The 13685-nt window shown below is 66.0% G+C and carries 12 protein-coding genes; 9 read left to right on the top strand and 3 right to left on the bottom strand.

Annotated features, from left to right (window positions below):
• Positions 1-48: 48 nt before the first annotated feature.
• Positions 49-1059 carry a DUF3530 family protein gene (locus tag PSEK12I1_RS0103820; RefSeq protein ID WP_027600734.1) on the top strand — a complete coding sequence of 337 codons (1011 nt, stop codon included), beginning with the start codon at positions 49-51 and terminating at the stop codon, positions 1057-1059.
• Here the strand turns inward: PSEK12I1_RS0103820 and PSEK12I1_RS0103815 are convergent.
• From PSEK12I1_RS0103815 to PSEK12I1_RS0103805, 3 genes are read right to left on the bottom strand one after another with little or no spacing between them, the layout of a single operon-like run.
• Positions 1034-1798, bottom strand: coding sequence for a DnaJ domain-containing protein (locus PSEK12I1_RS0103815; RefSeq protein WP_027600733.1), 765 nt, complete (start codon positions 1796-1798; stop codon positions 1034-1036). The two genes, PSEK12I1_RS0103820 and PSEK12I1_RS0103815, sit on opposite strands and share 26 nt — an antisense overlap.
• Positions 1795-2460 carry an N-acetylmuramate alpha-1-phosphate uridylyltransferase MurU gene (murU, locus tag PSEK12I1_RS0103810; RefSeq protein WP_027600732.1) on the bottom strand — a complete coding sequence of 222 codons (666 nt, stop codon included), beginning with the start codon at positions 2458-2460 and terminating at the stop codon, positions 1795-1797. The genes PSEK12I1_RS0103815 and murU overlap by 4 nt, the downstream gene beginning before the upstream one ends.
• Positions 2457-3479 carry an aminoglycoside phosphotransferase family protein gene (locus PSEK12I1_RS0103805; RefSeq protein ID WP_027600731.1) on the bottom strand — a complete coding sequence of 341 codons (1023 nt, stop codon included), beginning with the start codon at positions 3477-3479 and terminating at the stop codon, positions 2457-2459. Before PSEK12I1_RS0103805 ends, murU begins: the two co-directional genes overlap by 4 nt.
• Positions 3480-3598: 119 nt before the next feature.
• On the opposite strand from PSEK12I1_RS0103805, the gene PSEK12I1_RS0103800 reads away from it, so the two are divergent.
• From PSEK12I1_RS0103800 to PSEK12I1_RS0103765, 8 genes are all read left to right on the top strand, one after another.
• Complete coding sequence (locus tag PSEK12I1_RS0103800; RefSeq protein ID WP_027597519.1) at positions 3599-6403, top strand: LPS-assembly protein LptD; 2805 nt, start codon at positions 3599-3601, stop codon at positions 6401-6403.
• Positions 6384-7679 (top strand): peptidylprolyl isomerase, encoded by a 1296-nt coding sequence (locus tag PSEK12I1_RS0103795; protein WP_027597518.1) that lies wholly within the window; start codon positions 6384-6386, stop codon positions 7677-7679. The genes PSEK12I1_RS0103800 and PSEK12I1_RS0103795 overlap by 20 nt, the downstream gene beginning before the upstream one ends.
• Positions 7680-7729: 50 nt before the next feature.
• Complete coding sequence (gene pdxA / locus PSEK12I1_RS0103790) at positions 7730-8725, top strand: 4-hydroxythreonine-4-phosphate dehydrogenase PdxA (protein WP_027597517.1); 996 nt, start codon at positions 7730-7732, stop codon at positions 8723-8725.
• 231 nt (positions 8726-8956) lie between these two features.
• Positions 8957-9748: a 16S rRNA (adenine(1518)-N(6)/adenine(1519)-N(6))-dimethyltransferase RsmA gene (gene rsmA, locus PSEK12I1_RS0103785; protein WP_027597516.1), complete on the top strand. Its 792-nt coding sequence runs from the start codon at positions 8957-8959 to the stop codon at positions 9746-9748.
• A gap of 34 nt (positions 9749-9782) precedes the next feature.
• The gene (gene apaG, locus PSEK12I1_RS0103780) at positions 9783-10169 is read left to right on the top strand and encodes a Co2+/Mg2+ efflux protein ApaG (RefSeq protein WP_007159739.1); all 387 of its coding nucleotides are present in this window, start codon (positions 9783-9785) and stop codon (positions 10167-10169) included.
• Between the two features lie 8 nt (positions 10170-10177).
• Positions 10178-10999 (top strand): symmetrical bis(5'-nucleosyl)-tetraphosphatase, encoded by an 822-nt coding sequence (locus PSEK12I1_RS0103775; RefSeq protein ID WP_027600730.1) that lies wholly within the window; start codon positions 10178-10180, stop codon positions 10997-10999.
• Positions 10996-11322 carry a thiosulfate sulfurtransferase GlpE gene (gene glpE, locus PSEK12I1_RS0103770; protein WP_027597514.1) on the top strand — a complete coding sequence of 109 codons (327 nt, stop codon included), beginning with the start codon at positions 10996-10998 and terminating at the stop codon, positions 11320-11322. The genes PSEK12I1_RS0103775 and glpE overlap by 4 nt, the downstream gene beginning before the upstream one ends.
• A gap of 378 nt (positions 11323-11700) precedes the next feature.
• Positions 11701-13623 carry a PrkA family serine protein kinase gene (locus PSEK12I1_RS0103765; RefSeq protein ID WP_007159742.1) on the top strand — a complete coding sequence of 641 codons (1923 nt, stop codon included), beginning with the start codon at positions 11701-11703 and terminating at the stop codon, positions 13621-13623.
• Positions 13624-13685 lie beyond the last annotated feature (62 nt).

The raw sequence follows: 13685 nt of genomic DNA, 5'->3' as shown, positions 1-13685 counted from the left end.
CGGTAGGCTCGCCAGGGTCAACCGTCCCCCTGTCGAGGATTCCCGTCGATGTCGTCGCCCGCCCTGCTGCCGCTCTGCCTCCTCCTGCTCGGCCTTGCCGCCCCGGTGCTTGCCGAAGAGGCGCCCACCCCGGCACCGGAAACGCCGGCGGCGCCGGCCGCCGTGGCCCCGGCGTTGGAGCGCAGCCAGGAGCAGCAGCAGGCGCTGATGCGGCAACTGCCCGCCGAGCAGCAGAAGACCCTGCAGGCTGGCGACGAATCCTTTCTCGCCCTGCTAGTGCCCGCCGCCCGGGCCAAGGCCGCCGGAACGGTGGTGCTGGTGCCGGGCGATGGCGAATCGGCCGACTGGCCCAATGTGGTGGCGCCCGTGCGCCAGCAGTTGCCCACCTTCGGCTGGCAGACCATCAGCCTGAGCCTGCCCGATCCCTATGACCCCGTGGTGGCGATCGAGCGGGACACCGCGCCGGCGGACACCGACGCCCAGGCCAACAGCGAGCAGGCAGCACCGCCGGTGACCGGCGGCAGCGGTACGGCGCCCGCCGCCCCGACCCAGGCCGAAGCCGGCAGCGGCGAACCGGCCCAGGCGGCGGTCGCACCGGTGGATCCCGAAGCCGCGGCCAATGCCCAGGCCACCCGGGTACTGGCACGCATCGCCGCCGGCATCGACCTGGCGCTGCAACAGGGCGCCAGCCCCATCGTGCTGGTCGGTCACGGCACCGGCGCCTACTGGGCGGCGCGCTATCTGGCGGAAAAGGAACCGGCCGAGGTCAAGCAACTGGTGCTCATCGACGCCCGCGAACCCCAGGGCATGCCGCCGCGGCTGGACGCCACCATGGGCAAGACCGACCTGCAGATCGCCGACCTGGTGCACGCCCCCGGAGCGGCCGCCCAGCGGCGCAAGGAACGCGCGGCGCAAAAGGCCAACAAGGGCTATCGGCAGATCGATCTGCCGGTGATTCCCGGCGACCGGGCCGCCGAGCAGGAACAGACCGTCCGCCGCCTGCGCGCCTGGCTGGATCGGCTGCCACCGGCCGCTAGCGGAAGCCCCGCCGCGTCTTGATCACCTGGTAGGCGGCATGCAGCTCGGCGGTGCGCTGGGCAGCGGCATAGACCGCCGACTGGCCGGCCCCGGCGCCGGCCTTCTTGTCGGGGTGATGGCGCGAGAGCAGCCGCCGATAGGCCTGCTTGACCGTAGCGGCGTCGGCGTCATCGGTGACGCCGAGCAACTGCAGCGCCTTGCGATACTTCTCTTCATTGCTGGGCTGGCGTGGCGCCGTCTGTACCGGCGGCTGCAAGGCAAGCACCTGGGCTTCGGCCAGACCCATCGCCTGGCCCCAGCCGAGGATCTCGTCGCGATCGCCGGGGCGCACGCTGCCGCTGATCCAGACCATGCGCCAGCAGGCGCGCAGGATGCCTTCGCTGCGCTCGCTGAGGCGCTGCAGATCGGCCGTCGACGGCAGGGTGCCACCCTTGCCCTGCTCGAAGGCGGCGATGGCCTTCTTGCGGTCGTCGGCGCCCAGCCCCAGACGTTCGATCTCGCCTTCGGCCTGGCGGATGTGGGCGGTCAGCACCCGCCCGCCGCGCTTGGCCAGCCGGCCGAGCATCTGGAATTGCGCCTGGTGCTCGAAGCGCCCGGGGCGCCCCTGCCAGCGCGCCTTCCAGCCCGCCAGGGAGGTCAGCCCCAGTTGCCGCTCGCCGGCATGAGCGAGCAGCGCCACCAGCAGCGCACCGGGAATGCTGGCCACCGCCCAGCCGGCCAGGAAACCCAGCAGCGTCAGCGGCCAGAACCAGATCTTCAAGAAGCCGCCTCGAACAGCCGCTCCGCTTCCGCCAGCCGCTCGAGGGTACCGACGTCCACCCAGCGACCGTCCAGTCGCTGGCCCGAGACCTGCCCGGCGGCAATGGCCGGCCGCAGCACGTCCACCAGCTTGAAGGCTCCGGCCGTGCAACTGGCGAACAGGTGCGGATGAAGCACGGCGATGCCGCTGTAGGTGAGCTTCTCCGGGGCGTCCAGGGTGATCCGCCCGTCCACCAGGCCGAAGTCGCCGCTCGGGTGATGCAGCGGATTGTCGACCAGCACCAGATGCGCCAGGCAACCGGCCGGCAGGGTCAGGCTGCCAAAGACGAAGTCGGTACGGATGTCGCCGTTGACCAGCACGAAGGGCGCGCTGCCCAACAGCGGTAACGCACGGAAGATGCCGCCTCCGGTCTCCAGCGGCTCACCCTCGGGGGAGAAGCGGATGGCGACCCCCAGCGGACTGCCATCGCCCAGGGCGGCTTCCAGCTGGGCGCCCAGCCAGGCGTGATTGATCACCAGCTCGGTGATGCCCGCCGCCGCCAGGGCCCGGATGTGGTGCTCGATCAGCGGCCGGCCGTTCACCTCGATCAGCGGCTTGGGCAGGCTCAGCGTCAGGGGTCGCATCCGCTCGCCCTTGCCCGCCGCCAGGATCATGGCCTTCATGCCTCGGCCCGCTCGGCATGCAGCTCGTCGAGCAAGGCGCCGAGGCCGGCCAGCTCGGGGCGGCGTGCCACCACGGTACGGATATAGGCGATAAAGCGCGGGGTGTCGGCGACATAGCGCGGCTTGCCGTCGCGGTGCCAGATGCGGGCGAAGATGCCCATTACCTTGAGATGGCGCTGCACGCCCATCAGGTCCGAGGCTCGCTGGAAATCGGCGAACTCGGCCTGCACCGGAATGCCGGCGGCGCGGGCCTGCTCCCAGTAGCCCAGCAGCCAGCGCTGCACCAGCGGCTCCGGCCAGCTGAGGAAGGCGTCCTTGAACAGGCTGGTGATGTCATAGGTCACCGGGCCGATGACCGCATCCTGGAAGTCCAGCACCCCCGGATTGGGCGTGCTGAGCATCAGGTTGCGCGGCATGAAGTCCCGATGGACTAGCACCTGGGGTTGCGCCAGGGCGTTGTCGATCAGCACCTCGCAGATGGCCTGCCAGCGATCGAGCTGGCTGGCGCTCAAGGTCGTGTCCAGCTCGCGGCCCACGTACCACTCCGGAAACAGACTCAACTCGCGGGCGAGCAGAGCCCTGTCGTAGAGCGGCAGGCTGCCGTTCGTCGGCTGCCTGCCCTGAAAAGCCAGCAAGGCGTCGATGGCCGCCTGGAAATAATCGTCGGCATTGGCCGCATTGATCACCTCCAAGTAGGTCAGGGTGCCGAGGTCGCTCAGCAGCAGGAATCCCCGCTCCAGATCCTCGGCCAGGATGCGCGGCACATGGACCCCGGCGGCGGCCAGCAGCGCGGCCACCTGGACGAACGGACGGCAGTCCTCCTGTGGCGGCGGCGCATCCATCACGATCAAGCTGCGGCCCTCGCCCGCCCAGCGGAAATAACGGCGAAAGCTGGCATCGCTGCTGGCCGCGGTCAGGCTGCCCACGGGCACCTCACCCCAGGCCTGCTCCCGGAAAATTTCCGGTAGAACGGTGGTCAGCCAGTCTTCTATCTGGTTTAAGCGAACATCTTCAGTCATTTACAGCGGATCCCCCGGCCCTAGCCGATGCGCAGGTCATGTTTTATTATCCGCTATCTTTTTGAGCCCATCGAGAGGCCGCGGCCCCTTAATGGCCGGCGTGCAGGACGACTTTAAGGATGGCCGTGAAAACCCCCGCGTTTCGCAGAAAATTCCCCCTCTTGGTAACCGGCAGCCTGCTCGCCATGCAGCCCGTCACCGCCCTTATCGCCGCACCCGCCGAGCAGTTCAGCTGCAGTGCCGGCGCCGGTGGTGGCTGGTCGTGCAACACCCAGGCACCGACCGCGGCCATCCCGCCCCGTCCCAGCAAGGGCGAGACCCAGGGCGTCGCCGCCGAGCCGGCCGCACGCAAGGGCGACGATGCCGTGCTGGTGACCGAGAGCAAGGGTCGTGCCCTCAAGTCCCGCAGCGCCGACTACAGCCACCTGGACTGGGTCCCGCGCGATCAGCTGACCCCGGCCCAGCTGGCCGAGACCGGCCCCTACTGCAGTGGCGCCTATGTCGAGCCGCAGCGCCCGGGCATGTACGACGACACCCCGACGTCCAAGGCCCCGACCTACGTCTCGGCCAAGGCCTCGCGCTACGAGCAGGAGCAGCAGGTCGCCACCCTGGCCGGCGACGTGGTACTGCGGCAGGGCGGCATGCAGGTGGAATCCCAGGAAGCCAACCTGCACCAGCTGGAGAATCGCGGCGAGCTCAAGGGCAACGTCAAATTCCGCGACAATGGCCTGCTGATGGTCGGCGACAAGGCCGATCTGCAGCTGGACAACGGCCAGGTCCAGGTCGACAACGCCGAATTCGTCATGCACCAGAGCCGCGCCCGCGGCAGCGCGCTCTATGCCAAGCGTGGCGACGACGCCATCATCCGCCTCAAGGATGGCACCTACACCACCTGCGAACCGGGCAGCAACGCCTGGCAGGTCAAGGGCAACACCGTGACCCTGAACCCGGCCACCGGCCTGGGTTATGCGACCAACGCGACGCTGCGGGTCAAGGACATTCCGGTCCTCTATACGCCCTTCATCTACTTCCCGATCGACGACCGTCGGCAGTCCGGTTTCCTGGCGCCCTCGATCAGCACCTCCAGCGACACCGGCTTCGCGATCACCACGCCCTACTACTTCAACCTGGCGCCCAACTATGACGCCACCCTCTATCCGCGCTACATGGCCAAGCATGGCCTGCAGACCGAGGGTGACTTCCGCTACCTGACCCGCAGCAGCGAAGGCGAGGTCTACGGTTCCTACCTCAAGGACACCGATCCGGAGCACGAGGGCGAACCGGAAGCCACCGACAACCGCTGGCTGTACGGCTGGAAGAACCGCAGCGGCCTGGATTCGCGCCTGATGGCCGAGGTCGACTACACCCGCATCAGCGATCCCTACTACTTCCAGGACCTGGACACCGACCTCGGCATCAACAAGCCGACCTACGTCAACCAGCAGGGCCGCCTGACCTACCGTGGCGACACCTTTGTCGCCGGCCTCAACGCCCAGGCCTACCAGCTGGCCACGGTCTCCGACGTGACGCCCTACAACCGCCTGCCGCAGCTGACCCTGACCGGCGCCCTGCCCTACAACCCGGGCGGCCTGGACTTCACCTACGACACCGAGGCGGTGCGCTTCACCCGCAGCTTCGACGACAACACCTACTTCGACCTGGACGACAACGGCAATCGCACCAACGTGCGCAACCGCCCGGACGTCAATCTCTTCGGCCTGACCCGCGCCGAAGGCAATCGCTACCATGTCGAGCCGGGCATCGCCCGCCCGATGACCGCGTCCTGGGGCTTCCTGACGCCGTCGGTGCGCTATGCCTACACGCGCTACGACCTCGACCTGGACAGCACCGGTCAGAACGACCTGAATTCGCCGCTGGTCGGCGGTGGTCGTCGCGCCTCGGCCGGTTCCAGCGTGACCAGCTTCAACGACAGCCCGACCCGTTCGGTGCCGATCTTCAGTCTCGACAGCGGCCTCTACTTCGACCGCACCTCGAATCTGTTCGGCGAAGGCGGCAAGCAGACCCTGGAACCCCGCGCCAAGTACCTCTATGTACCCTATCGCGACCAAGACGATCTGCCAGTGTTCGATACCGGCGAATACACCTTCAGCTACAGCTCGCTGTGGCGCGACAACCGCTTCACCGGTCGCGACCGCATCGGCGACGCCAACCAGCTGGCCCTGGGTGCCACCAGCCGCTTCATCGAGCCCAACGGCTTCGAGCGCGCCAACGTCAGCTTCGGCCAGCTGTTCTACTTCCGTGACCGCGATGTCCAGCTGCCCGGCCTGACCAAGGACGACCTGGCCTATGCCCGCAGCCTGGGTCAGAACATCGACAATCCCCAGGCCACCACCTCGCGTTCGCCCTATGCCCTGGCTGGCATGTATCGCTTCAACCGCGACTGGCGCGTGAACGGCGAGTTCAACTGGGATCCGACCCTGCACCAGACCGACTCCGGCAGCGTCATGTTCCACTACCAGCCGGAAGCCGAGCCGGGCAAGATCCTCAACGTCGGCTATCGCTATCGTGACAACGTCCGGGTGTTCGATCCGAACTTCGGCCGCTTCACCTACAACAGCGACGACTACAAGGTCGACCAGCACGACATCTCCTTCATCTGGCCGATCGTGCCCCAGTGGTCCGCCATCGCCCGCTGGCAGTTCGACTACAACAAGAGCCGTACCCTGGAAGCCTTCGGTGGCTTCGAGTACGACAACTGCTGCTGGAAGCTGCGCCTGATCAGCCGCTACTGGCTCAAGAGCGAAGACGACGTCTTCTACACCGCCCAGAGCTCCGAAGCCGATCGCGGGATCTTCCTGCAGATCGTGCTCAAGGGACTCGGCAACGTCTTCGGCGGCAAGACCGAAGGCTTCCTGGACAGAGGCATTCAAGGCTATCGTGAACGTGAAGACCAAGCTATGTAACGCCCTGCGCCCGCTCGCCCTGGGCGCGGCGCTCGCCCTCACCCCCCTGGCTCAGGCTGCCGTGGTACCGCTGGACAAGGTCGTGGCCATCGTCGACAACGACGTGGTCATGCAGAGCCAGCTCGATCAGCGACTCAACGAGGTCAAGCAGAACATCACCCGCCGCGGCGCCGCGGCGCCGCCGGAAAGCGAATTGCGCCAGCAGGTGCTCGAGCGGCTGATCCTGGAAGACATCCAGATGCAGCTGGCCGGCCGCATGGGCGTGAAGATCTCCGACGAGGAACTCAATCAGGCCGTCGCCACCATCGCCCAGCGCAATGGCCTGAGCGTGGCCGAATTCCGTCAGGCCCTGGCCCGCGACGGTCTCTCCTACGATGCCGCGCGCGAGCAGGTCCGTCGCGAGATGATGATCAGCCGGGTGCGCCAGCGCCAGGTCGGTCAGCGCGTGCAGGTCACCCAGCAGGAGGTGCAGAACTTCCTCGCCTCGGACCTGGGCAAGCTGCAGCTGTCCGAAGAATACCGGCTGGCCAACATCCTGATCCCGGTGGCCGACAACGCCGGCAATGCCGGTCTCGACGCCGCCGCGCGCCAGGCCCAGGACACCTACAACCAGCTGCGTCAGGGCGCCGACTTCAACCAGCTGGCCATCGCCCGCTCGGCCGGGGACAACGCCCTCGACGGCGGCGAGATCGGCTGGCGCAAGGCTGCCCAACTGCCCCCGCCCTTCGACCGCCTGATCGGCAGTGTCGGCGTCGGTGGCATCACCCAGCCCGTGCGCGTACCTGGCGGCTTCGTGATCCTCAAGGTGGAAGAGAAGCGCGGAGGCGAGGCCAGCATCGTCGACGAGGTGCACGTCCGGCACATCCTGCTCAAGCCCAATGCCGTGCGCAGCGATGCCGAGACCCAGCGTCTGGCCGCGCGCCTGCGCGAGCGCATCCAGAACGGCGAGAGCTTCGCCACCCTGGCCAAGAGCTTCTCGGAAGATCCGGGCTCGGCGCTCAATGGCGGCGACCTGGGCTGGATCAATCCGGAATCCCTGGTCCCGGAATTCCGCGAGGTCATGAACAACTCGCCGGTCAACCAGCTGTCGCAGCCGTTCCGCACCGCCTTCGGCTGGCACATCCTGGAAGTCCTGGGTCGTCGGGCCACCGACAATACCCAGCAGGCCCGCGAGCAGCAGGCGTTGAATCTCCTGCGTAGCCGCAAGTACGACCAGGAGCTGCAGACCTGGTTGCGGCAGATCCGCGACGAAGCCTACGTCGAGATCAAGCAGTAACCCCGAGGCCGCAGGCACCCCCTGCGGCCTTCTTGTTTCCGGAGCCCGCCATGGCCCTGCGCTTCGCCCTGACCCCCGGTGAGCCCGCCGGTATCGGTCCCGACCTTTGTCTGCTGCTGGCCCGCGTGGCCCAGCCCCACGCCCTGATCGCCATCGCCAGCCGCGACCTCCTGGCCGCCCGCGCGCTCGAACTGGGACTCGCCATCGAGCTCATCAAGGTCGCCCCCGCGGCCTGGCCCGACCGCCCGGCACCCGCCGGTGCCCTCTATGTCTGGGACACCCCGCTGGGTGCGCCGGTGGTGACCGGCCAGCTCGACACCGCCAACGCCGCCTATGTCCTGGACACCCTGACGCGCGCCGGCCAGGGCTGCCTCGACGGCACCTTCGCCGGCATGATCACCGCGCCCGTGCACAAGGGCGTGATCAACGACGGGGGCGTGGCCTTTTCCGGCCATACCGAATTCCTCGCCGAACTGACCCACACCCCGCAGGTGGTGATGCTGCTGGCGACCGCCGGCCTGAGAGTGGCCCTGGTCACCACCCACCTGCCGCTGCGCGAAGTGGCCGATGCCATCGACCACCAGACGCTGCTGGACGTGACCCGCATCCTGCATGGCGATCTGCAGCGCTATTTCGGCGTGGCCCGGCCGCGCATCCTGGTCTGCGGTCTCAATCCCCATGCCGGCGAGGGCGGTCATCTGGGCCGGGAAGAGATCGAGATCATCGAGCCGGCGCTGGACAGCCTGCGCGCCGAAGGCCTTGATCTCGTCGGACCGCTGCCCGCCGACACCCTCTTCACCCCCAAGCACCTCGAGCACTGCGATGCCGTCCTGGCCATGTACCACGACCAGGGCCTGCCGGTGCTCAAGCACAAGGGTTTCGGCGCGGCGGTCAACGTGACCCTGGGCCTGCCGATCATCCGCACCTCGGTCGACCATGGCACCGCCCTCGACCTGGCCGGCAGCGGACGCATCGACACCGGCAGTCTGAAGGTGGCCCTGGAGACCGCCTACAGCATGGCGGCCCATCGCCGTTCGGTGACCTAAGAGGCTATTCATAACCTCGCGAGCTAGAGCCAAACAAGGCGAAAAGCCCTGAGGAAGCGGAGTTTACGAATGGTAAATGAGCATTCCGAAGGTCTTTTCAACGCAGTTTGGCCGACGCGCAGCAGGTTATGAAGAGACTCTGAGCGCTCCGGTGACGGCCAAGGGTCTGCTAAACTGGTGGGTCTTTGCCGTCTTGAAATCGCAGGCCCGCTGCCTGCGCCGGAGCACCTGATGACCGAGCTCTACCAACACCGCGCCCGCAAGAGGTTCGGCCAGAATTTCCTGCACGACGCCGGGGTGATCCATCGCATCCTGCGCGCCATCCACGGGCGATCCGGCGAGCGCCTGCTGGAAATCGGTCCGGGCCAGGGCGCCCTGACCGAGGGCCTGCTCGGCAGCGGCGCCCGGCTCGACGTCATCGAGCTGGATCAGGACCTGATTCCCCTGCTCCGACTCAAGTTCGGCCTCAATCCGCTGTTCACCCTGCACCAGGGTGACGCCATGAAATACGACCTCTCCAGCATCGCCGCCGGCGATCGACTGCGGGTGGTGGGCAATCTGCCCTACAACATCTCCACGCCGCTGATCTTCCACCTGCTCAGCTTCGCCGACATCATCGCCGACATGCACTTCATGCTGCAGAAGGAAGTGGTGGAACGCCTGGCCGCGGTGCCCGGCAATGGCGACTGGGGACGGCTGTCGATCATGGTGCAGTACCACTGCCGCGTGGAGCACCTGTTCAACGTCGGTCCAGGCGCCTTCAATCCGCCGCCCAAGGTGGATTCGGCGATCGTGCGCCTGGTGCCCCACACCGAGCGGCCCCATGTGGCCCGCGATCCGGTGCTGCTCGAGCGCGTCGTCCGCGAGGCCTTCGGCCAGCGCCGCAAGACCCTCAGGAACACCCTCAAGGGTACCCTGGACAGCGCCGCCATCGAGGCCGCCGACGTCGATCCGGGGCTGCGCCCCGAGCAGCTGGACCTGGCCGCCTATGTGCGCCTGGCCAACCAGCTGGCGTCCAGCTGAAGCCTTTCCACCCGCCTCCGCAGAGAATTCTCCCGTGACCGAGCCCGATCCGCGCTATCTCATCACCGTGCAGGTCACCACCCGCTACCTGCCCGAGCAATCCAGTGCCAGCCAGGAGCGCTACGCCTTCGCCTACGACGTGAGCATCCGCAACGACGGCCAGCTCCCGGCGCAGCTGCTCAGCCGCCACTGGATCATCACCGATGGCAATGGCGAGGCGCAGGAAGTGCGCGGACCGGGCGTGGTGGGCGAACAGCCGCTGATCGCCCCGGGCGAAACCCACAGCTACTCCAGCGGCACCCTGATGCCGACCCAGGTCGGCAGCATGAGGGGCAGCTACCAGATGGTCGCCAGCGATGGCCATCTCTTCGAAGCCGCCATCCCCACCTTCCGCCTGGCCGTACCCGGCTCGCTGCACTAGGAGTCCCGATGACGCTGTACGCCGTTGGCGATCTGCAAGGTTGCCTCGACCCGCTCAAATGCCTCCTCGACGAGGTCCGCTTCGATCCTGCGCAGGACCGCCTCTGGCTGGTAGGGGATCTGGTCAACCGCGGACCTCAGTCCCTGGAAACCCTGAGATACCTGTACGCGATGCGCGATTCGCTGGTCAGCGTCCTGGGCAACCACGACCTGCACCTGCTGGCGGTGGCCCTGGGCGGCGCCCGGCTGAAGAAACAGGACACCCTGAGCGACATCCTCGCCGCCCCCGATCGCGACGAATTGCTGCTTTGGCTGCGCCATCTGCCGCTGATCCAGCACGATGCGGAGCGCAATTGCGTGCTGGTCCACGCTGGCCTGCCACCGCAGTGGACGCTGGGTCAGGCGCTGAGTCTGGCCGGCGAAGTCGAAGCCGTGCTGCGCGATGACCAGGCCCACGTGCCCTTTCTCGAGCAGATGTATGGCAACGAGCCGGCGCTCTGGCAAGATGATCTCCAAGGCCAGGAACGCCTGCGCCTGATCACCAACTACCTGACGCGCATGAGATTCTGCAGCGCCGAAGGTCGTCTGGAATTCAAGAGCAAGGAAGGCCTGGACAGCGCACCGGCCGGCTTCGCCCCCTGGTTCAGCCATGAGCACCGGCTGACCCGCGACGTGCGCATCCTGTTCGGCCACTGGGCCGCGCTCAAGGGTCGCTGCGCGGCGCCCAATGTCGAGGCCCTCGACAGCGGCTGCGTCTGGGGCGGCGACATGACCCTGCTCGACGTCGACGGCAACCGTCGTCATCTCTGCAGTTGCAAGGAGAAGAAATGAGCGAATTCACCTGTATCTCCCCCGAGCGGGCCCTGGAGCTGCGTAGCCAGGGCGCCCAGATCGTCGACATCCGCGATCCGCACAGCTACGCCTCCCTGCACGTCGCCGGGGCGCAGCGGCTCGACAACCAGAACATCCACGACTTCATAGCCGCCGCCGATCTGGACGCGCCGCTGCTGGTGTTCTGCTACCACGGTCACTCCAGCCAGAGTGCGGCCGCCTTCCTGGCCGGCCAGGGCTTCAGCCAGGTCTACAGCGTCGACGGCGGCTTCGAAAACTGGCGCACCCGCTATCCCGACGAGACCGCCAGCGGCCAGGCTTGAGCGGGCCTCTAGCACAGCCGATTGACGCTGTCGTTACAAGAATAAACCGAATTGGCTCTTCCACATCTCGCAGATAGGACTATTCTGGAATCAGGCCCTCCGGAAACGGCGGGCTCGATAACCGGCTTTGGACCATCGGTGTAACCACTGGAGATTCGGGGGAATTCCAGGGGGACCGTTTCCATCGGTCTCCTTCGTGCGTCTCTCGAAACCCGACCCTAATTCTGCAGGCGTGTAAGGATCGATTAGGCAAGACGACCGCGAAGGTATTAGAGACGTTATCTTTCGTCGCCCGGCATGACCGCTCCCCACCGGCAGCAAGGCAAGGCTCCAGGCATCGATTCCAAGCTGGTCCAGGGTATCCAGCGAGGAGACGTCATGAGCATTTTCAGTCACTTCCAGGGGCGTTTTGAAGCGACTCGCCAGGAAGAGTATTCCCTTCAGGAATACCTTGAGATCTGCAAGAAGGATCGTACCGCCTTTGCCAGTGCCGCCGAGCGCATGCTCATGGCCATCGGCGAACCCGAACTGGTGGACACCACCAGTGATTCACGCCTGTCGCGCATCTTTTCCAACAAGGTCATCCGCCGCTATCCGGCCTTTGCCGACTTCCATGGCATGGAAGACTGCATCGAACAGATCGTGTCCTACTTCCGCCATGCGGCGCAGGGGTTGGAAGAGAAGAAGCAGATCCTCTATCTGCTCGGCCCGGTGGGCGGCGGCAAGTCGTCCCTCGCGGAGAAACTCAAGCACCTGATCGAGAAGATCCCCTTCTACGCCATCAAGGGCTCGCCGGTATTCGAATCGCCCCTCGGGCTGTTCAATCCCGACGAAGACGGCCAGATCCTCGAAGAGGACTACGGCATCCCCCGTCACTACCTGCGCAGCATCATGTCGCCCTGGGCGGCCAAGCGCCTGCAGGAATTCGGCGGCGACATCAGCAAGTTCCGGGTGGTCAAGCTCTACCCCTCCATCCTCAACCAGATCGCCATCGCCAAGACCGAACCGGGCGACGAGAACAACCAGGACATCTCCGCGCTGGTGGGCAAGGTGGACATCCGCAAGCTGGAGGAATACCCGCAGAACGATGCGGACGCCTACAGCTATTCCGGCGCCCTATGCCGGGCCAACCAGGGCCTGATGGAATTCGTGGAGATGTTCAAGGCCCCGATCAAGGTCCTGCACCCCCTGCTGACCGCGACCCAGGAAGGCAACTACAACAGCACCGAAGGCCTCGGCGCCCTGCCCTACAGCGGCATCATCCTGGCCCACTCCAACGAATCCGAGTGGCACACCTTCCGCAACAACAAGAACAACGAGGCCTTCATCGACCGGATCTACATCGTCAAGGTGCCCTATTGCCTGCGCGTCTCCGACGAGATCCACATCTACGACAAGCTCTTGGTCAACAGCTCCCTGGCCAGCGCCCATTGCGCGCCGGATACCCTGAAGATGCTGGCCCAGTTCTCGGTGCTCTCGCGCCTCAAGGAACCGGAAAACTCCAACATCTATTCGAAGATGCGCGTCTATGACGGCGAGAATCTCAAGGACACCGATCCCAAGGCAAAGTCGATCCAGGAATACCGCGACAGCGCCGGCGTCGACGAGGGCATGAACGGCCTCTCGACCCGCTTCGCCTTCAAGATCCTCTCGCGGGTGTTCAACTTCGACGCCAACGAGATCGCGGCCAACCCGGTGCACCTGCTCTATGTGCTGGAGCAGCAGATCGAAGCCGAGCAATTCCCGGCCGAGACCCGCGAGCGCTACATGAGATTCATCAAGGAATACCTGGCGCCGCGCTACGTGGAATTCATCGGCAAGGAGATCCAGACCGCCTACCTCGAGTCCTACAGCGAATACGGCCAGAACATCTTCGACCGCTATGTGCTCTATGCCGACTTCTGGATCCAGGACCAGGAATACCGCGATCCGGAAACCGGCGAGATCCTCAATCGCGCCTCCCTCAACGAGGAACTGGAAAAGATCGAGAAACCGGCCGGCATCAGCAATCCGAAGGATTTCCGCAACGAGATCGTCAACTTCGTGTTGCGCGCCCGTGCCAACAATAACGGCAAGAATCCGAGCTGGCTGTCCTACGAGAAGCTGCGTGCGGTGATCGAGAAGAAGATGTTCTCCAACACCGAGGAGTTGCTGCCGGTCATCAGCTTCAATGCCAAGGCCAGCAAGGAAGACCAGCAGAAGCACAGCGACTTCGTGACCCGCATGGTCCAGCGCGGGTACACCGAGAAGCAGGTGCGACTGCTGTCCGAGTGGTATTCACGGGTACGCAAGTCGCAGTAAGGCAGCCTGAGGCTGAACCCGCGACGACGCGCCTGCCGCGTCGTCGTGGCGTCCTGCAATAG

Origin of the sequence: Pseudomonas sp. MOIL14HWK12:I1 (assembly GCF_000510705.1) — a bacterium.
GTDB lineage: Bacteria > Pseudomonadota > Gammaproteobacteria > Pseudomonadales > Pseudomonadaceae > Chryseomonas > Chryseomonas oryzihabitans.
The sequence above is the reverse complement of the archived record's forward strand: the minus strand, read 5'-3'. Positions and strand labels throughout refer to the sequence as shown.